16 protein-coding genes are annotated in these 18,200 nt (G+C 65.4%); 11 read left to right on the top strand and 5 right to left on the bottom strand.

Annotated elements, in window-relative coordinates:
- Positions 1-8 precede the first annotated feature (8 nt).
- From ABD297_RS15120 to ABD297_RS15130, 3 genes are read left to right on the top strand one after another with little or no spacing between them, the layout of a single operon-like run.
- Entirely contained in the window at positions 9-1,190 is a 1,182-nt protein-coding gene (locus tag ABD297_RS15120; protein WP_344255861.1) for a nucleotide sugar dehydrogenase, read from the top strand.
- Positions 1,187-1,942: a glycosyltransferase family 2 protein gene (locus ABD297_RS15125; RefSeq protein ID WP_344255862.1), complete on the top strand. Its 756-nt coding sequence runs from the start codon at positions 1,187-1,189 to the stop codon at positions 1,940-1,942. Before ABD297_RS15120 ends, ABD297_RS15125 begins: the two co-directional genes overlap by 4 nt.
- Positions 1,939-2,961, top strand: a complete 1,023-nt coding sequence (locus ABD297_RS15130; protein WP_344255863.1) for an NAD-dependent epimerase/dehydratase family protein — start codon at positions 1,939-1,941, stop codon at positions 2,959-2,961. The genes ABD297_RS15125 and ABD297_RS15130 overlap by 4 nt, the downstream gene beginning before the upstream one ends.
- Positions 2,962-3,016: 55 nt before the next feature.
- Here the strand turns inward: ABD297_RS15130 and ABD297_RS15135 are convergent, their stop codons facing one another.
- Positions 3,017-4,501: an ArnT family glycosyltransferase gene (locus tag ABD297_RS15135; protein ID WP_344255864.1), complete on the bottom strand. Its 1,485-nt coding sequence runs from the start codon at positions 4,499-4,501 to the stop codon at positions 3,017-3,019.
- Between the two features lie 197 nt (positions 4,502-4,698).
- Here ABD297_RS15135 and ABD297_RS15140 point away from each other — a divergent pair, with 197 nt between their 5' ends.
- Positions 4,699-6,537 (top strand): hypothetical protein, encoded by a 1,839-nt coding sequence (locus ABD297_RS15140; protein WP_344255865.1) that lies wholly within the window; start codon positions 4,699-4,701, stop codon positions 6,535-6,537.
- Between the two features lie 109 nt (positions 6,538-6,646).
- Positions 6,647-7,126 carry a GtrA family protein gene (locus ABD297_RS15145; RefSeq protein WP_344255866.1) on the top strand — a complete coding sequence of 160 codons (480 nt, stop codon included), beginning with the start codon at positions 6,647-6,649 and terminating at the stop codon, positions 7,124-7,126.
- 353 nt (positions 7,127-7,479) lie between these two features.
- Here the strand turns inward: ABD297_RS15145 and ABD297_RS15150 are convergent, their stop codons facing one another.
- A complete protein-coding gene (locus ABD297_RS15150; RefSeq protein ID WP_344255867.1) occupies positions 7,480-9,219 on the bottom strand; it encodes an ArnT family glycosyltransferase in 1,740 nt (579 codons plus the stop codon).
- A 412-nt stretch (positions 9,220-9,631) separates the two neighbouring features.
- Between ABD297_RS15150 and ABD297_RS15155 the strand changes: the two genes are divergently transcribed.
- On the top strand, positions 9,632-10,549 hold the full coding sequence (locus ABD297_RS15155) for a glycosyltransferase family 2 protein (RefSeq protein ID WP_344255868.1): 918 nt from the start codon (positions 9,632-9,634) through the stop codon (positions 10,547-10,549).
- Positions 10,550-10,576: 27 nt separating this feature from the next.
- Here ABD297_RS15155 and ABD297_RS15160 read toward each other — a convergent pair whose 3' ends face one another.
- Positions 10,577-11,851, bottom strand: a complete 1,275-nt coding sequence (locus tag ABD297_RS15160; protein ID WP_344255869.1) for a hypothetical protein — start codon at positions 11,849-11,851, stop codon at positions 10,577-10,579.
- 281 nt (positions 11,852-12,132) lie between these two features.
- Between ABD297_RS15160 and ABD297_RS15165 the strand changes: the two genes are divergently transcribed.
- On the top strand, positions 12,133-13,260 hold the full coding sequence (locus ABD297_RS15165) for an acyltransferase family protein (protein ID WP_344255870.1): 1,128 nt from the start codon (positions 12,133-12,135) through the stop codon (positions 13,258-13,260).
- Here ABD297_RS15165 and ABD297_RS15170 read toward each other — a convergent pair.
- Together ABD297_RS15170 and ABD297_RS15175 are read right to left on the bottom strand one after the other, a co-directional pair.
- Positions 13,257-14,651: a hypothetical protein gene (locus ABD297_RS15170; protein ID WP_344255871.1), complete on the bottom strand. Its 1,395-nt coding sequence runs from the start codon at positions 14,649-14,651 to the stop codon at positions 13,257-13,259. The two genes, ABD297_RS15165 and ABD297_RS15170, sit on opposite strands and share 4 nt — an antisense overlap.
- Entirely contained in the window at positions 14,648-15,733 is a 1,086-nt protein-coding gene (locus tag ABD297_RS15175; RefSeq protein ID WP_344255872.1) for a glycosyltransferase 87 family protein, read from the bottom strand. Before ABD297_RS15175 ends, ABD297_RS15170 begins: the two co-directional genes overlap by 4 nt.
- 325 nt (positions 15,734-16,058) lie before the next feature.
- On the opposite strand from ABD297_RS15175, the gene ABD297_RS15180 reads away from it, so the two are divergent.
- From ABD297_RS15180 to ABD297_RS15195, 4 genes are all read left to right on the top strand, one after another.
- Entirely contained in the window at positions 16,059-16,229 is a 171-nt protein-coding gene (locus ABD297_RS15180; RefSeq protein ID WP_020145236.1) for a Flp family type IVb pilin, read from the top strand.
- Between the two features lie 124 nt (positions 16,230-16,353).
- Complete coding sequence (locus tag ABD297_RS15185; RefSeq protein WP_344255873.1) at positions 16,354-16,524, top strand: Flp family type IVb pilin; 171 nt, start codon at positions 16,354-16,356, stop codon at positions 16,522-16,524.
- 67 nt (positions 16,525-16,591) lie between these two features.
- A complete protein-coding gene (locus ABD297_RS15190; protein WP_344255874.1) occupies positions 16,592-17,002 on the top strand; it encodes a TadE/TadG family type IV pilus assembly protein in 411 nt (136 codons plus the stop codon).
- Positions 17,003-17,379: 377 nt separating this feature from the next.
- A complete protein-coding gene (locus tag ABD297_RS15195) occupies positions 17,380-18,195 on the top strand; it encodes a hypothetical protein (RefSeq protein ID WP_344255875.1) in 816 nt (271 codons plus the stop codon).
- Positions 18,196-18,200 lie beyond the last annotated feature (5 nt).

Genomic DNA, 18,200 nt, shown 5'->3' on the forward strand with positions numbered 1-18,200 from the left:
GGGGACGAATGCGGATTTGCATCGTTGGCGGTTGCGGCCATGTCGGGCTGCCTCTAGGGCTCGTGCTCGCCGCGGCGGACTGCGACGTGGTGGCCCTCGACGTGGACGCCGAGGCGGTCGCGCGGGTCAACTCAGGAGTCATGCCCTTCCAGGAGGAGGGCGCGGCGGACACCCTGACCGCAGTGCGCGCGGCGGGCCGTTTTTCGGCCACGACGAACGCTCGCGCCATCGCCGACGTCGATGTCGTCGTCGTGGTGATCGGTACCCCGGTGGACGACCACCTCAACCCAGACCCGAACGCCGTGGTCGCTGCCATCGAGGAGTGCCTGCCGTACCTCAACGACAACCAGCTCGTCATGCTGCGCAGCACGATCTACCCGGGTGTGACGAGGTCTGTGGGCCGCATGCTCGAGGAGCGGGGGGTCAAGGCCCCTGTCGTCTTCTGTCCCGAGCGCATCCTCGAAGGACACGCGCTCCGCGAGCTGCGCACGCTCCCGCAGATCGTGGGAGCCATGTCGCTCGACGGGGCCGAGCGGGCCACGGCGGTCTTCGACCACCTCGACGTGCAGTGCATGGTCGTGACGCCGGAGGAGGCCGAGCTCGCAAAGCTCTTCACCAACACCTGGCGCTACATCAAGTTCGCCGCCGCCAACCAGTTCTGGGAGATGGCCAACGACGCGGGTCTCGACTTCGCGCGGATCCGTGAGGCGATCACCTTCGACTACCCGCGGGCCGCGGACCTCCCGGGCCCCGGGTTCGCGGCAGGTCCGTGCCTGTTCAAGGACGCGATGCAGTTGTCCGCGTTTGCCAAGAACACCTTTGCGCTCGGGCACTCGGCAATGCTCGTCAACGAGGGCATGCCGCTCTACGTCGTCGACCGGCTCGCGGCGCGCTTCGACCTCGAGAACATGACGGTCGGGATCCTCGGGATGGCGTTCAAGGCCGGCTCGGACGACTCGCGCTCGAGCCTGTCCTACAAGCTCAAGCGCACGCTCCGGTTCCGTGCCAAGCGGGTCCTCACCACCGACCCCTACGTCACGAGTGATCCGTCACTCAGCCCGCTCGACGTCGTGCTCGAGCAGGCCGACCTCATCGTCATCGGCGCCCCGCACTCGGAGTACAAGGCGCTCGTGACGGACAAGCCCGTGATCGACGTGTGGGACCTGCAGGGCAACGGGACCCTCGTATGACGGCTCCGAGAGCCACCATCGTCCTGCCCGCCTACAACGAACACGAGTCGATCGCCCTCGCCCTCAGACGCATCGACGATGCCGTCTCACTGCCGCACGAGATCCTCGTCGTGGTGGACTCCGAGTCCGACACCACCATCGCAGCGGCCGCCGACGAGATCAGTCGTATGCCGCATGCCCGGGTCCTCGTGCAGGACTACGGTCGTGGGCCCGCCAACGCCGTCCGTTACGGCATCGACCACGCGGAGGCGGCCTGCGTGGTCGTGACCATGGCCGACGGGTCCGACGACGTCCGCGTCATCGACGACATGGTGCGCCTGGTGGAGCGCGGCTTCGTCGTGGCGTCCGCGTCGCGCTACATGCCCGGCGGTGCCCAGCGAGGCGGTCCCGTCGGCAAGAGGCTCATGTCGGAGACCGCGGGGCGCAGCCTGAACCTGCTGGCCCGCGTGGGCACGCGGGACGTCACGAACGCCTTCAAGGCATACGACACCGCCTTCGTGCGTGAGGTCGGGATCGACTCGCGATCCGGCTTCGAGATCGCGATCGAGCTCGTGTCCAAGGCTCGCCGAGCACGTCGACCGGTTGCTGAGATCCCGACCATCTGGCTCGACCGCGAGGTCGGGGCATCGAACTTCAAGATCAGGGCGTGGCTGCCGAAGTACCTCTACTGGTACGCGTTCGCCTTCGGCCCGGCAGTCGCGCAGGAGAGCGTGCGCGCTCGAGTCAGCTCCAAGGTGAGAGGTTCACGATGAAGGTTTTGGTCACGGGGTCCGCCGGCTTCATCGGCGGCTACGTCGTGCAGGAGCTGCTCAAGCAGGGCTGGGACGTCGTCGGCATCGACAACTACTCCAAGTACGGCCCGGTCCGTCACTCCTACGACGACCACGAGCGCTACTCGTTCGTCGAGGGGGACGTGCAGGACACCGCCCTAATGCGTCGACTCATGGCGGACGTCGACCACGTCATCGCCGGCGCTGCGCTCATCGGTGGCATCACGTACTTCCACAAGTACGCCTATGACCTGCTCGCGCAGAACGAGCGGATCATCGCGTCGACGTGTGACGCAGCCATCGCCGTGCGGCGTGAGGGCGCGCCGCTCAAGAAGGTCACCTACCTGTCCTCCTCGATGGTCTTCGAGTCGACCGATCGCTGGCCCTCGGCCGAGGGAGACCAACGACTCGTGCCGCCGCCCAGGTCGAGCTACGGCTTCCAGAAGCTTGCTGTCGAGTACTTCGCCCAGGCGGCCTGGGACCAGTACGAGCTCCCCTTCACCATCCTCCGGCCGTTCAACTGCGTGGGGATCGGGGAGCGCCGTGCCCTCGGCGACCTCGAGGTGTGGTCCGGCAACGTCCCGCTCGCCATGAGCCACGTCGTGCCCGACCTCGTCCAGAAGGTCATCAAGGGGCAGGACCCCCTCCACATCCTCGGAGACGGATCCCAGGTCCGCCACTACACCTACGGTGGCGACCTGGCGCGTGGCATCGTTGCGGCGGTCGCCCACCCGAGTGCCACGAACGAGGACTTCAACCTCTCCACGGCGACGGGCACCACGGTTGCTGAGCTCGCCCAGGCGATCTGGACGAAGGTGAACGGCGACCGCCCGTTGCAGCTGGTTCACGACGACGCGTTCGAGCACGACGTGCAGAAGCGCGTCCCCTGCGTCGACAAAGCGAAGCACGTGCTGGGTTTCGAGGCGACCACGACTCTCAGCGACATGCTCGACGAGACCATCCCGTGGATCCGCTCGGCCGTCGCGTCCGGGATTCTTTAGAGATCCGAAGCCGAGAGCCGGGCCGTCGCCCTATCGGTGCGTCCTGAGCGAGCGCTCACGGAGCAATGCGTTCGACTGTGTACAGTGCGGGGTCGGAGGTCGGCGCCGCTCTCCAGCCTTCGGGCAGATAGTCGTCTGGATGAAGGGTGTCGTCGCAGCTCACCAGATGGCTGTAACCGGGAATCGACCCGGGCGGGGGCAAGGCCGCGGGTGTCGTGTTGCGGATCATGAACCCGCTGCGGTCTGCTCCGTACAGGAGTGTGGGGTCCCAGTCGCACCCGATCACGAGAACCTGCTCGTCAGGTCTCGTGATAGCGGCCAGCCGCACCGAAAGCTCCGGTGTGGACGGGGAGCGAAGGAACTGGAAGACCTCGAACGACCCTATGGGAGCTGCCCCTGCCGCGACGATCATCAGTCCGGTCGTCAGTGCGGCGAGCCTGGCCCGGCCAGAGGCTGAGGACGACAGCCGGCCAGCCGCCTTGACGATGCTGAGGGCCACGAGGGTGCAGAACATGGGGAAGACGGCAATCCAGTAGTACGAGTGCACGACGTAGAGATTGAAGAACACTGTCGGTGCACTGGCCGCAGACGCGAGCAGCCCCCACCGGTGCCAGCGAGAGCCGAGCCCGGCGAGCGCCCCGACGGCTGCGACAACCACCCCAACGCCAAGTGGCCCCCCGACCTCCAGGAACGCGTGGAAGCCGAGACCGGAGTATGAGTACTCGGACGTCCGTCTCGCGAGGTCGCCGAAGTTCCATGCAGCGAGCTCTCCGCTGGTCAAGAAGTGAGTGGCCGGTTGCCCCCTCTTGACGTCGTCGGCGAATCGGGTCCAGAGTGCGGCAGCGATGACTGCTATGCCAGGCCCAAGGGCCAAGGCCGTCCCCATTCGAGCGAGCGGCCGCCTGACGTCACGGACAGATGCGAACGCGAAGAGCAACAGGACGCACCACGGCAAGGCCGTAGTCACCTTGACGAGGGCGCAGATCCAAGCGGAGCCTGCACCAAGCAAGAGCTGACCCGCGCGGCCCGTGCGGACGTAGCTGTCCAGACAAACCAGCATCCCGAGTGCGAACGCCACGGAGCTGAAGTCGATGAGTGAGCTCGCTCCCCAGGCCAGCCCGAAGGGCAGGAACTGCATCAACGCCACCGACACAGTGGCCGTTCCCGCGTCGAACCAGCGTCGGACGAGCACCCAGAGCAGCACGCACGTCACTTGGAAGCCCACAAGCCCGAGGATGCGGCCGGCGGTCTCCGCGGAGACGCCCAACCCGGCGATCAGCGCAGCCGTTCCTTGGAAGATGGGCATTTCCATGGGTACATCGGCGCCCGCGCCAAAGACCGGTAGCGGGGTCGTCAGAAGATCGACTCCGTGGCGTGCGTACTCCCGGATGACGAAGGCGGTCTGAGTCTGTCGGAAGGCATGCGGCTCGAAGAGCGAGTGACTCAGCTGTGGGACGCGGACAGCGGATCCCAAGGTGATCAGCAGCAGGAGAGGCCAACGCGGATCTCTTCGGTCGTGATCGGTCGCAGAAGCGCTCACCAGTCTCCCCTCAGAACGGACAGAACCAACTTGCGCGAACCTACAAGACAGCGTGGTTGGAACTGGTGAAATTGGCGTCCACCTGGTGATTCAGGCTTGAAGCCACGCGAAGGGGAGCGGCAGTGGAACTCGTGCCCGACGGCGCGGCGCGTTGGCGCATGCGAGGAAGCGCCCCGCGGCGAAGCATCTTTTCGCTCGTGGCCCTGCTCTTTCTCGCGCTGCGTCTGGTGCCGCTCCAACCAGCCATGCCGGACTCGGCACTCGACCCCTCGTGGCAGTGGGCGTTGAACGCAGCTGTTGCGGACGACATGTCCTTTGGGCGAGACCTGGTCTTCACAGGTGGTCCCGCGTCAAGCGTCGTGACCACGATGTACCACCCGAGCACATACATCTGGACGGTCGGGCTGAGCCTTCTGCTCGCCATCGTCATGTGGGCGGCACTTCGGATGACCTGCAATGAAGAGCGATGGCTTCATGCCGCTGTCGCCACAACCCTCTTGGCTGGTCTGCCCGAGCGCGAAGGACTGCTCCTCGTTGCGCCACTCCTCGCGGTCATGGGGCTCGCCAATGCCCTTGCGCGCGAGTCCAGGCGACAGAACGTGCTTTGGCTTATAGCTGTCGCGTTAGTTATCAGTGTCATGGTTGTCGTCAAAGGTTCGATGCTAGTTCTTGCGCTGACGGCCTACGCGGCGAGTTTCTTCCTCTGCCTGAAACGGGGCCGGCTGCCTGTAATTTCTTTGGCTCTGCCCCCCCTCCTCGTCGCCGTCCTGTGGTTGCTCTTGGGTCAGCGACTGCAGTCCCTACCTTCGTTCGCGGGCGCTGAAGTCGAGCTCGCAAGCGGCTACACCGACGCGATGAGTCTCGGAGACCCCTGGAGCGCGCTCCCCGCGTTCCTACTGCTGGGGATAGCAGGCCTGGCGATGTGCGCTGGATTTGCACGCATCCGGGGCATCGGCGGAATCGGTTCAGTCATCCTCGCCATGGTGGCAGCGGCGACCGTCGCGACAGGCGTCAAGCAAGGCTTCGTGCGAGCAGACGAACACCTCCTCATTGCGTTCTCGGCCCTCTTGGGGATCGGAATCGCAGCGCTTGCAGTGTCACACCGAAACGTGCGCACTAGCGCCGGGGCGGCCCTCCTCATTGTGCTCGCCGTGGTATGCGTCGAATTCGGGGCGGGTGCACTGACCCTCATTCTGCCGGCTCACCAGTTGGAAGGGGTCGAGTCTGCCGACGCGGCCGTCCGAAGGGCGGTCGGCGCTCTCCCATCGCTTTCTACTCAGTACAACAGTGCAGTGGCCTCGATATCTCAGGATGTCTCCTTGCCGGCGCTCGCCGGAACGGTAGATATCTATTCCTACAACCAGGCCGATGTATTGTCTCGATCTCTCAACTGGTCCCCGAGACCGGTATTTCAGAGCTATTCAGCCTACTCAGTCGAGCTCGCAGAACGGAATCGCGCTCACTTATCCGGAGGAGCGGCACCTGAGTGGGTGATCTTTGCGCCCCAAGCGATCGATGATCGATACCCAAGTGCCGAAGATGGTCCATCGTGGGTCGAGCTGCTCCGCCGATACGAGCCTTCGACCTTCGCTGGGGACAAGGTGATCCTGCACCGAAGGCCTGCGCAACCGGCAGCACTTCCGCCACCATCCGGACGGGGGACTGAAGCGCGCCTGGGTCAGAGAGTCGATCTGTCGCCGAGTTCCGGTCTGCAGTTTGTGACCTTCGAGATCGACCCGTCGACGCTCGGGCTAGCGGCTCTGACGCTCTACAAGTCGCAACCTCTGCGCCTGACCGTCTGGACCGCAGACGGGGTCGACCATACGTATCGGTTACCTCTGGGCATGGCACGTGCAGGCTTTCTCTTGTCCCCCATGACGAGCACGGCCTCGGAGTTCGGCTCCTTGTACGGGAATCCGTCTGACTGCGAGACCCCTAGCCGCACAGTCGTGGCCCTCAAGGTCGACTCCACGAATCTCCTTTGGAACTCGATATATCGATTCGCAGTGTCTCCGATAGTGTCGCCGCCGATGTAGGCGAGATGGCCCCCAACTTTCTGATTCCGAGGACACGATGGCCCGGCGAAGGCATGCTGGTCCGCGGCGGACACCGAACCGGGAGCGTCGCCGAACTCTGGGAGGGCGCGTGGCGGCACAGGCTGATGGCAGCGTGGAAGTCCACTTGAGCGTTTCCCCGGTGGTTTCTGCGTCCGAGCAGTTCATCGGTCTGCTCCTGAACGACAAGCGCGTGAAGTTCGTTCTGACCGGCGCCCTCAACACCGTGTTCGGCTTCGTCTGCTTTGCGTTCTACCAATACCTCGTTGGCATGCACGTGGGATATATGACGACACTCGTCTTCGCTCACTGCACAACGGTCCTGTTTGCCTTCATGACGCACCGGCGACTTGTGTTTGACGTCTCGGGATCGGTCATTCGCGACCTATGGCGATTCGAGTCAGTTAACCTCGTGGTCCTCGGCATCAACGCCCTGCTCCTACCGCTGGCAGTGGAGGTAGCCGGGCTTCCTGTCCTCGCCGCTCAGGCGGCGATCACGGTACTCAATGCGTTGGTCAGCTGGCTTGGGCACAGTCGCTTCTCGTTTTCGAGGAGCGCAGCAGATTCTTGAGCGATGTTGAGGTCTGGCCGACCGCTCTTTGGTCGGTAGCACCGACACCCGGGTAGCCACTGGCGGCCTCACGTCACACACACCAGGGGCGGCGTGGATCGCGCTGTAGGCCAGGCGTTGCTCGCTAAGACTCGAAATTGTGACGAAGCACGTTAGATCTTCCACGGCAGTGCGATGGTCCGGTGTTCTCGCGGCCTGGTGGCCAGTCAGCTGCAACCAAGCGCCTTATGGCCGGGGTCGCACCTACGTAACGCCATTGCCGAAAGTAAGACCTTGAACATCGACTGTTCTCGGAATAGCCCTGTCGAGCTTCTTCGCTGTAGGTGGGACGCCATGAGTCGCGCCATCGCTGCTCATCGGCTCTTAAACAGACAGTGCGCATTCAGACGAACGGCGACCAGGTCGTAGGTGACGCCGAGCCCTGTACGTGTGCGGTAGCGGGCCACGATTGGTTCTGCGCTGGCTTCGGAAGCCCGTTCGGAAAGAGTGGCGGCATACCGCGTCTCGATACACGGGGGCTGGTCGTCGAAGAGCCTGTTCCACCAGTTCCGCGCCGGGGCGTCCAAAGCGAAGTCAACGATGTGTCCGGGCTGGTGGTAACCGAACCATTCGTACCCACCATCTATGGACTGTGGCGCGACGCCGGTCCGCTCCAGAGAGGTCGCGAACTGCCATTTCGCGCCGTCGAAAGTTGCGGACGCGTCCACCACGGCCGTTCCAAGCAGGGCTAGCAAAGCTAGTGAAGCGACACCGATCGCGCGCGAGCTCCTAATGAAAAGGCCAGCACGTGCCGCGTGTGAGAGCGCGATGGCGGCTACGAATGGGATCAAGGGGAAAAGGTATCGGTCTGTGATCACTCCGGGGGTTGCAAACTTCACAACCAAAAGCTCACCCAGCATTAGCAGACAGAATGCTTGGGACATTTGGAGTCCGGCCCTTGACGTCGATGTGGAGTTCGAATTGGCGGTACCGCCCGACGCCTCGGTATTTGCCGTCAGGGCCGCAGCCACAAGCATCAGGAGGCTGTACAAACTCAGGATGTTGAGCCCTATCCAGACAGCCTCGGGCAGCAGGACGGGTGGGTCCCCGGGCAAGGTGTCCGGATAGGAGCCCTGCGCCGTGAACATGTTACCCATCATGATTGAGCCGTTGCTCATCAGCAGCCATGCCCACGCGATCACGACTGCGGCTGCAGCTGTGAGAGATGCACGAGGCCGGACGCGAACCGCTGTGCCCCAAGTTCGAGGGGACAAGACAAAGGTGGTCGGAAAGACAAAGAGAGATACTGTGAATATCGTGGACAAGCCGTATGCGACCGAGATCAAGAACGTCTGCGAGGGTCGCGAAACGTGACTCGACCCTGGGAGTGAATGCCTCCAAAGGTAGGTGCAGGCGGCAGCCAGCAGTCCGAGAAGGGAAAGCGTCATAACCCGTCTCATCTGAGTCCGTGAGACGGCTGAAACGTGACGCAGCGCGATCAGCGCGACGGACGCGGGAGCGGCCAATGCATACTCCCGAATGCTGAATGCGACTAAACCTAGACAAAGCGACGTGATGAACCAAGGGAAGGACAATCGACCTCTCCGCATTGATCTCAGTCCGGTCAGCAAGACAAGCACCTCGAGGGCGAAAGCGGGGATATCAGTCATGAAGGAGACGCTGAGAGTCCCGTAAATCGGTCCCAATGCGAGGCAGCCCGTGGCCAGCGCCGACTGGCGGCGAGAAAGATAGCTTCGAGTGATCCAGTACGTGCCTAGAAGCGCAAGGGATCCGAGAATCGCCACCATGAGTTGGAGATACGTGATGGACGGTCCGAAGAGCCAGATGACGGGCTGTGCCAGAGCGACATGGCCGACGAGCATTGTGTCGGCCCAAGGGTCAGCGCTGAACGCCCCGTCTCGAGCAAACGCGTACGCGGAGCGGTAATAGACCCAGTCGTCACTTCGGGAAGCCCCCAAGGCGCCGTGCCACGCCGCCAAGGAGGTGTATACGACCGCAGCGGCTAGAGCACAGGCTGCGACAGTGAGCAGCTCCTTGCGACTGAGGGTCGTGTCGCCGAGAGCTCTTCCAAATGCGATGCCCGACCCTTTCATGTTCCTATTCCTCTCCTGAGAGTCGGCGGCCGGATGGCGTCAATATCGCCGATCAGTCCCTCGTCCATCGCATCGCATATCCAAGCACAGGGGTGCCGCAGTTATCGTCTGGTAGGACAATGAGGCCTTGTCGTGTTGAGGACCACCGGATCTCTAGAGATCGCTCCGCAGGGTCCCGCGGTGCTCGTGGAAGCCAGACATGGCCAGGCATTTCCCCATTCGGCGGACACCGTGATCGCAGCGGTGCATGCTTTCGCCAGTGAGGCGGGCGCACCGGGTGTCACGCGGTCAGGGGTGTATCGAGTGCTGGTGAACACCGACTGGGCCCCCGACCGACCATCGCGTCGCCGGTCGAGCAGTTGCTCGCGGAAGCTGGCCATGCTTGTGCCAACTTGACCAGGGGGGCACCCGCGTGAACGCATCTGAGGCGAGGCCGACTGTGTCGGTGGTGGTCCCTACCTATAACAGTGCAGCCTTCGTGGGCGCGACCGTGGCGTCCATCCTCGCGCAGACCTTCACGGACTTCGAGCTGATCATCAGTGATCACTCGAGCACCGACGGCACGTGGGAGATTCTTCAGGCGTACGCCGCCGAACCCCGCGTCAGGCTCCTGACGCTCGAGCGCAGCGGCCGGCCTGAGCACAACTGGCAGCACGCCACTGACGCTGCGTCGGGGACGTACCTGAAGCTCGTGTGCGGCGACGACATCCTCGCGCCGACCTGTCTGGAGCGTCAGGTAGAGGCGATGCAGGAGAACCCAGGAGCCGTCATGGTGGCATCGCGGCGCGATGTCGTGACGGCGTCCGGTGAGGTCGTGCTGAGGTCTTGGGGGCTGCCGAGCCTGGTGGCTCGGGTAGGTGGCCGCCACGCCATCCGGGAGGCCATCCGGTCCGGCACCAACCCCTTCGGTGAGCCTGCGTGCGTGCTGTTGGACCGAATGAGCCTGACTCGGGCTGGAGGCTGGGACGGCTCCTTCTCCTACGTGCTCGACCAGCACACCTACACTCGGGTGCTTCTGCAGGGTGACTTCATCGGTTTGTCTGAGCCGCTCGCGACCTTCCGGCTGAGCGACACCCAGTGGAGCCAGGCCTTGGCACGCAGCCAGTACACGGAGGTCGTGGACTTCCACAAGACGCTCGCGCAGGAGCACCCAGGCCTGCTGAGCCGGGGCGACCTGTTCCGAGGGCGGGTGCGAGCGAGGGTACTGTCTTATGCGCGGCAGTTCGCCTACGTCACCCTGGGGCGCAAGCTCAAGACGCCGGCGACCCTGGTCGAGACGGCCGCGCTGCCCCCGGCGCTCGAGCCGGCGGCGTCCGCCGCCATCAGCTGAGTAGGCTCCGGCTCCGGCTGTGGCGCCTCAGGGGACCTGCACCAGCTGCGGGGAGATCGTCATGCAGTAGCGGATGTACCACCACTGCGACGCGAGCCCCAGCACGCCGACCAGCGAGTAGACGGCAACTCGCTGCGCGGGGCTTTGTTCTCCGGCAGCGGGTCTGAGCAGCGGCCAGAGAATGGGCAGCGCCAGCAGGTAGTAACGGACGTTGCTCCAGTTCCAGTCGGTCACGGCCAGCAGGTAGGCCACGTACATGGCGCTCCAGATCGCCAGGAGCGGCTCCTTCTGCCCCTTGGTCAGGAACCAGATCAGGAATGCCGCCCAGACGACGACGATGACCGCCGCGCCTGCGGCCCCGCCGACGACGTCGCTGTTGCGGTCGATGAACCGGATCACCGGGACCACGGTCAGCTCGGGGTTCCAAGCCTTCTGCGTCAAGACGTAAGCGTCGGGCCGACCGGTGACCAATGCGGCGATGGCGAACCACAAGAACGTCAGGCACCCTGCGCATGCAGTAAGACTCAGGAGGCCGATTGTGTCGCGTCGTGCGAGCCGTCCCTTTCTCCAGAGGTAGGCCCCGTACAGGAAGAACGTCGGCACTAGGGGCGCAGCCACACCGCGGGTGAGAGCGAGGAGGAGCAGCAGGCCGGCCGCCACCGCATAACGCTTCGTCACGGCCGCCAGGAGCACTCCGAGAAGAAGTGCGAGCGCCAGACCCTCGGCGTAGGCGATCTGGAAGACCGGGGAACAGATGAAGGTGCTGAGGCCGACGACGGCGAGGATCCCCCCGACGTGGCCGTAGCGTCGGTGCGCGATGCGGTAGGCGAGGAGCATGGCGATCGCTCCGCAGACGAGCGAGACCCCAACGGCCGCGATCGGGAAGTCGAGCCGCGTCACGAGCATGACGACACGAACGAGGTAGGGATAGAGCGGGAAGAAGGCCCACGCGTTCTGTTGGACGTGTCCCGCACCGTCGGAGGGGAGCTCGAACGGATAGCCGTGTGCAGCGATCTCCCAGTACCACTGGCCGTCCCAGTTGGTGGCGGTCGCGAGGTATCCAAGGGGCGCCGTGCCGGCATCCGTACCGAAATGGCGATGGCCTAGCCCGACCAACTGTTCGAGGGAGATCGCGGACCGGCTGGCGACGATCATCATCACCGCGTTGAGAGCGCGGTTGACCAGGTAGATCACGAGGGGCCAGAGCCACCAGCGCCGCGTCAACGACTCAGCGACCGGTTCACCAACCACATCCGACCGCACGGTCTCGTGCACGCTGTCGTCGACATCGTGTCGAGCCATGAAGAGGATCCCCGTCCCTGGTGTGCTTCGGAGTGTCCTGCTTGGGGCACTCCTTCGGTCACGCTATCGCGACGAATCGGACAAGCCGCTAGGAACTCCGGAAGTGTGATGACCACAGTCGGGACAAGGGGCCTCCGTTTCCCGTCGGACGAATCGGACCTTTCGGGAACTCGCCGCGAACCTCGTGTAGTGACCCCTAGTGTCAGCGCCGGGGATGCGACGAGCGATGGGCTCGCCGGAGGGTCTTGCGCGGGCCGAGGGCTCGCCAGGCAGGGGGAACCATGACCGCCGTACCAAGCGCGCACCTACGATCACTGACGAGCTTGCGCTTCGCGGCGGCGCTTCTCGTCGTGGTCTTCCACCTGTCCGCGGTCGCGCCAGGGCTTGGGGATGTCGGCCGGCTCGCCGCCGCGGGCTACGTCGGGGTCACGTTCTTCTTCGTCCTGAGCGGCTTCGTGCTGACGTACTCGTGGGACATCGACGCGACGGCTGCCCGCTTCTACCGACGACGCTTCGCCCGCATCTACCCCATGCACCTGCTGTTTGTTGCACTCGCGATGTTGCCGTGGACGGGGGCGCCTAACTGGGGTGCCCTCCCAGCGAACCTCACTCTGGTTCAAGCCTGGTCTCCCGATGATGCCGTCGTTCGGTCCTTCTCGGGTGTCTCGTGGTCTCTGTCGTGCGAGTTCTTCTTCTACGCCGCCTTCCCGTTCCTCGTTCGACTGCTCTGGCTCCGGGTCCGACGCCCTCTGGTGGTCGGCGGTGTGTCCATCGGTCTGGCCTACGTCGTCGGTGTGGCCGTGCAGCGCCACGACCCCGAGTGGGGTGCGTGGCTCTTCCACCTCCCGGCGTTCCGCATGGTCGAGTTCGTCGCCGGATCGTTGGCCGCCATGGCCCTGACCCGCGGTTGGGTGCCGCGCCTGCGAGTCCGCTGGGCCGCCGTGTTCGTCGTCGTCTCGTACCTCGGTGTGCTGCTGCTCCCCGTCGCGATCGGCTATCGCTTCGAGGACCGATGGGCGTTGTCCCTCGCGATGGTTCCCAGCCTCGTCATGCTCATCGCGGCCAACGCTCGTGTCGACCTCGTGGGGGCCCCTTCGCCGCTGCAGGGGCGCACACTCGTGAGCTTGGGCCAGTGGTCCTTCTGCGTCTACATGGCGCACCCGCTGGTCATGGGGTTGACCCAGCCGCTTCTCGCCTCCAGGGGGGTCTACGGGTCGCTGCTCGGCTGCGCTCTGGTCATCCTCGCAGTCGTCGGCGTCTCGTTCGCGCTCCACGTCCTCGTCGAGCGGCCCTTCGAGCGACGACTGCGAGGTTCAGGTGACAGCCGTCTGTCCGGCAGCGCCATCGAGGATGCTCCCGAGGAGTCCCTGTCGCTAGCCCCGGGGCGGTCGGCGATCGCGAGCAGCTAACCCCGCCGCAGCAGCAGGTAGGAGCCCACCCGCTGCTGCGCGGTGAAGCCACGGGTGACGGCCGCACGTTCCTGTGAAGAGCCGGGGAGAGCCACGACGACCTCTGCACCAGCAAAGGCGCGGGCTCCGCCATCTGCGTCGCCGTCCATGAACGCGAGGTATGCCGTCTGGTCGGCGTGTTCGAACGCGTCGAGCGGGTTGCTGACCCACACCGTTGTGCCCGCCGCCGCCAGGGACTCGGCCAACGGCTCTGCGACGAGGACGACCTGTCCACGGGTCGCGGTCGCAAGTTGTGACGCTTCATCGTCGGCGGCGTTGAACGTCGCGGCCCGGACCGTGAGCAGCGCAGCGACGCCGACGGCGCACGCCAGCGCGGTGGCCGCGGACACCCGACGGGAAGCAGGCTCCCTCGGTGTTGCGGCGTCACCCCGCCTTCTCGTCAGCGCCAGGGCTGCGGGGACGGACAGGAAGAGGAGCAGCCAGATGCCGTGGCGCGCCGCGACGAGGGTCGCTCCGCCGAGACCCAGCACGGCGGCATACTCCCAAGCCGGTCGTCTCCCACGAAAAGCCATGTATCCCAAGCTGATTGCTGCGACAAGCAGCAGGAGGTCGAACGGGTTGGACAGGGAGAGTCGGCTCCACATCCCGGAGTCGTCGCTCATGGCGGCGCCGCCGAAGACGCCGAGGTAGTAGCTGGGTGCTCTGAGCAGTCCGGGGTTGAGGCAGGTTGCCGCGAGGGAGAGGAGCCCCACGCCGACGGCTGTCCGCGGGTCACGGCGCAAGCGTGACAGGATCAGGTAGCAGCCGAGGACGGCGACGCCGACCAGCACTGCCCCGTGGAGGTTTCCCCACAGGGCGACGAGGGGGACGGCTGCCCAGATGAACCTCGAGGGTCGATCGTGCTCACGCCTGAGCAGGACGAGAAGTGCGGCATACGGCACCAGGGACAACAGCTGTGCCCGAGCGATGAGGAGCGGGGCGGCGCCGCCGACCAGGACGAGGAGCAGTGCGGCCACAAGACCGGTGATGCGCGCGCCGCGCCTGGTCGCAGCGGAGACGAGCATCCACAGGGTGCAGGTGACGGCCACGACGTGGCCGGCGACGACCCCCAGGCTGCCGCCGAGATGGAGGACGGAGAAGACGACCTGTCCGAGCGCCGTCGTGTTGACCCAGTCTCCGGAGGGGGCGGCCGCGAACGGCACCCCGACCGGGATGCGGCGATCGGCACGGATGGCATCACCGAGAGCGCTCAGCCACAGCGCATCCGAGCCGACGACCGAGGTCCATGCCACGATTCCCGCGACCGCTCCCAGGGCGACGATGACGAGCACCGGCACGGCTCCCTCCCGGACTGTGACCGTGGACGGTTCGGCTGGTGCGGTCCTGGTCATGTGACGTCCTCGGCGGGGGTCGGCCGTCGGTCCACCAGCGCCTTGGCGAGGGACGTCAGGAGCAGGACCGCGGCCACCGACAGGTAGCAGTAGGCGAGGAGGACCTGCACGGCGCTCAGCGGACCCGTCTCCGGCACCGCCCACATGGGGGCGACGTAGAAGACGAGCGCTATGACGGCGGCAGCCAGGAGTTGCCGTCGGTGGATGAGGGCGACGAGCGTCGGCACGACCCACACCCAGTGATGCGTCCACGAGATCGGGGACAGCAGGAGGGTCGCTCCGGCCAGGCTCAGCGCGGCCCAGGCCCGTTGCTCCCACCGTGCGTGAAGGAGGGCGGTCGAGAGAGTGAGGGCTGCCGCGACGGCGACCGCGACCCACAGGGGCCAACCCGGGCCAGTCGGTACCACGCGCGACACGAAGGAGCGCACGGACTGGTTGACCGGCGAGAAGGCCAGGTCGCCGAACCGGTCGAACTTGTCGAAGCCCCCGAGCCAGTACGCGCGCGAGGAGGCCGGCGCCGCGAGCCAGCCGATGCCGATAGTGGTGGCCCCCGTGGCGGCGGAGACGGCGGCGGCACGCCAGTCGCGGCGCAGGACGAAGTAGACGACGAAGGCGGCGGGCGTGAGCTTGATCCCTGCCGCGAGGCCGATGAGGACGCCGCGGAATCGTGCGGGCACGAGGAAGAGGTCCGCCAGGACGAGACCCATGAGGATGACGCCGATCTGACCGAGTACCAGAGTGCGGACGACGGGCTCGAGTGACAGGCCGGCGGCGCCGACGAGGAGAACCGGGGACCAGTGGGCGCCGAGCGCCCTCCTGATGGCGACGAGGCTGACGAGGTAGGCCACGAGGGTCGCCACGGTGAAGGCGATCTTCGACGCCGTCAGGCCGACGAGGCCGAGCGGCACGAATGCGACGGCGGCGAACGGGGGGTAGTTGAACGCCAGGACCCCGGGCCGCGGAGCGTAGATGTCGACACCGTCGATGACCGAGAGGCCACCGTGGTAGAAGTCCGTCAGATCGACGTAATTCCATGTGGCAGATGCCCTCCAGCGCAGGTAGAGGGCAGTGGCCACGACCATCCAACCGATCGTGATGCCGATGCCTGGCTGTCGGCGCTGGACGTGCCCAGCTGCCGTCAGCGTGCCTTGAGCCACCACTCCTGCTCTCCGATCCTGGTCGACGTCATGGATATCGAACCTGCCCGTCCCCAGTGTGTCGGGCGTGCACCGAGGCCGGCGTCCGGAAGGTTCCAACCGTGCCATCTCCGGATGTCCGAAAGGCGCAGATTGGGAAGGTGTTGTGAACTTCAAGCATTTTCAAGACACGGCGTGTTGCGCGACCTAATCTTCCATCCAGCGGGGGGCACATCGGGTGGCCCTGCATCACTGGGAGGAACCCTTCACCATGACCAAGATTGCTGCCAAGGTCCAGACGCTTCTCAACAAGGAGCGCGGCGCGACCGCCGTCGAGTACGGCCTGATGGTCGCCCTGATCGCTGTCGTGATCATCGCCGCCGTCTCCCTGCTCGGCAACAACCTCTCGACGACGTTCAACAACGTCGCCGCCAAGGTCTGACCGTTCGGTCGTGGGCGCGGGGCTGGGGGAACAGCGTCGCGCCCACGTCTCGCTCGTGGTGGGGTCCTGCGAGCTCACATCTTGTAGTTCGGGCTTTCGTGCTCATCACCAGGGAGAGAAGAAGATGACCAAGCTTGCTGCCAAGATCCAGACCCGCCTCCGGTCCGAGCGGGGTGCGACCGCCGTCGAGTACGGCCTGATGGTCGCCCTGATCGCTGTCGTGATCATCGCCGCCGTCTCGCTGCTCGGCAACAACCTGTCGACGACGTTCAACAACGTCGCGGCGCAGATCTGAGACTTCGCTTCACGTCCACGCCGGGGGGCACTGGACGCAAAACAAACTTTGGGGAGGGCGATCTGGCATGGCCAGAAGTGAGCGCGGCGCATCGGCCGTGGAGTTTGCAATCGTCCTTCCCGTGCTGTTCCTCGTGGTGGCGGGCATCGTGGACTTCGGCCGGGCCTACTTCACTCAGATCGAGCTGACCAACGCGGCACGTGAAGGTGCTCGCGCCGCCGTGGTGCTGCCGATCGGCTCGACCCCCGCCCCCTCGACCGAGGTGCCGGCGCGGGTATCGGCTGCGCTTCCGGGAGTCGCCGACGCGGTGATCGCGTCGAACCTTTGTCCCTCGACCAACGGGTCGAGCGTGAAGGCGACCGTGACGGTTTCACGGCCCTTCCAGTGGATCGTCCTGGGACCAGCGATGAAGATCATGCGAGGCAACCTCGCAGACGGCACCATCAGTGCGACGGGAGTCATGCAATGCGGCGGCTGAAGCGTGGTGCGGTGCCGGGTCGGCGTGACCGTGGGGCAGCTGCGCTCATTGTCACGGTGCTCGTCTCGTGTGGGGTGGTCACCGGGATGCTGGCCATAAGTGCGGATGTCGGTTCAGTCATGTCCCAGCGTCGTTCGGTGCAGAACGCGGCTGATGCCACGTCGATGGCGTTGGCGAATGCATGCGCCACAGGGGACGCGACGATCTGCTCGACCGCAAACGTCAAGACGGCGCTCGCGTCCCTCGCTGGCGCCAACTCACCGAACGCGGTCGTCGACTCATTCTGCGTCTCAAGCGCGGGAGCCGCGGCAGGAGTGCCCATCACGCCTACGTGCTCTGCTGCTGGGAATACCGCCGACCTAGGTGCCTGCCTGCCGGTGACCACAGCTTCGAGTGGTCTGTCCTACGTTGAGATCCGAAGCCTCAACACGGCCAGCACCCCGTTCGGTAGCGCGATCGGTGCGTCCGCTAGCCGCCCCGTTCCGGCCTGCGCCCGCGCCGCGTGGGGTCCCGGCGGACCCAGCTCGATCAGCGTGGTGCCACTCGCGATGTCAGAATGCGACTGGGCAACGCAGGTCGGCTACCCCGGCGCGACCAACTATCCGCCCTTCCCCTCGGGTGATTGGCCTGGCTACTCCAACACGGACTCTCGTCCCGACTGGCCGACGTCCGAGGACACAATCTACTCGAAGGGCAACGACACGACGTGTGACACCTCGAGCCCTGGCGGCACCGCGCCGGGCGGCTTCGCGTGGCTCGACGGGCTCACGGGGTCGTGCACCGGGATTGTGACAGACAACGCCTGGATCCACGGCGATACCGGTAACAACGGCTGCAGCACCTCGCTGTTTGATCCGTTGCGCGGGACGGTGCTCTACGTCCCGATCTTTGACTGCATGATGAACGCAGACCCCGGTCGGCAGCCCATCGCAGGTGACAACTGCAACTCCGGCACTGGAAGCAACACCTACTACCACATCGCCGGCTTCGCAGCCTTCTACCTATCCGGCTGGCGCCTGACCTACGGGAGCCAGGTCAGCATCAGGCCGCCTAATACCCTTTGTGGCACGAGTGCGTCGCAGCGGTGTCTTTCGGGCTGGTTCCTCAAGGACCTCATCCCGGTAGGGGACATCATCCCCCCGACGCCCACCAACCCGAACTACGGCATCACCGTGGTGAAGCCCGCCGGCTGACAGCC

Origin of the sequence: Terrabacter carboxydivorans (assembly GCF_039532035.1) — a bacterium.
Lineage (GTDB): Bacteria > Actinomycetota > Actinomycetes > Actinomycetales > Dermatophilaceae > Terrabacter > Terrabacter carboxydivorans.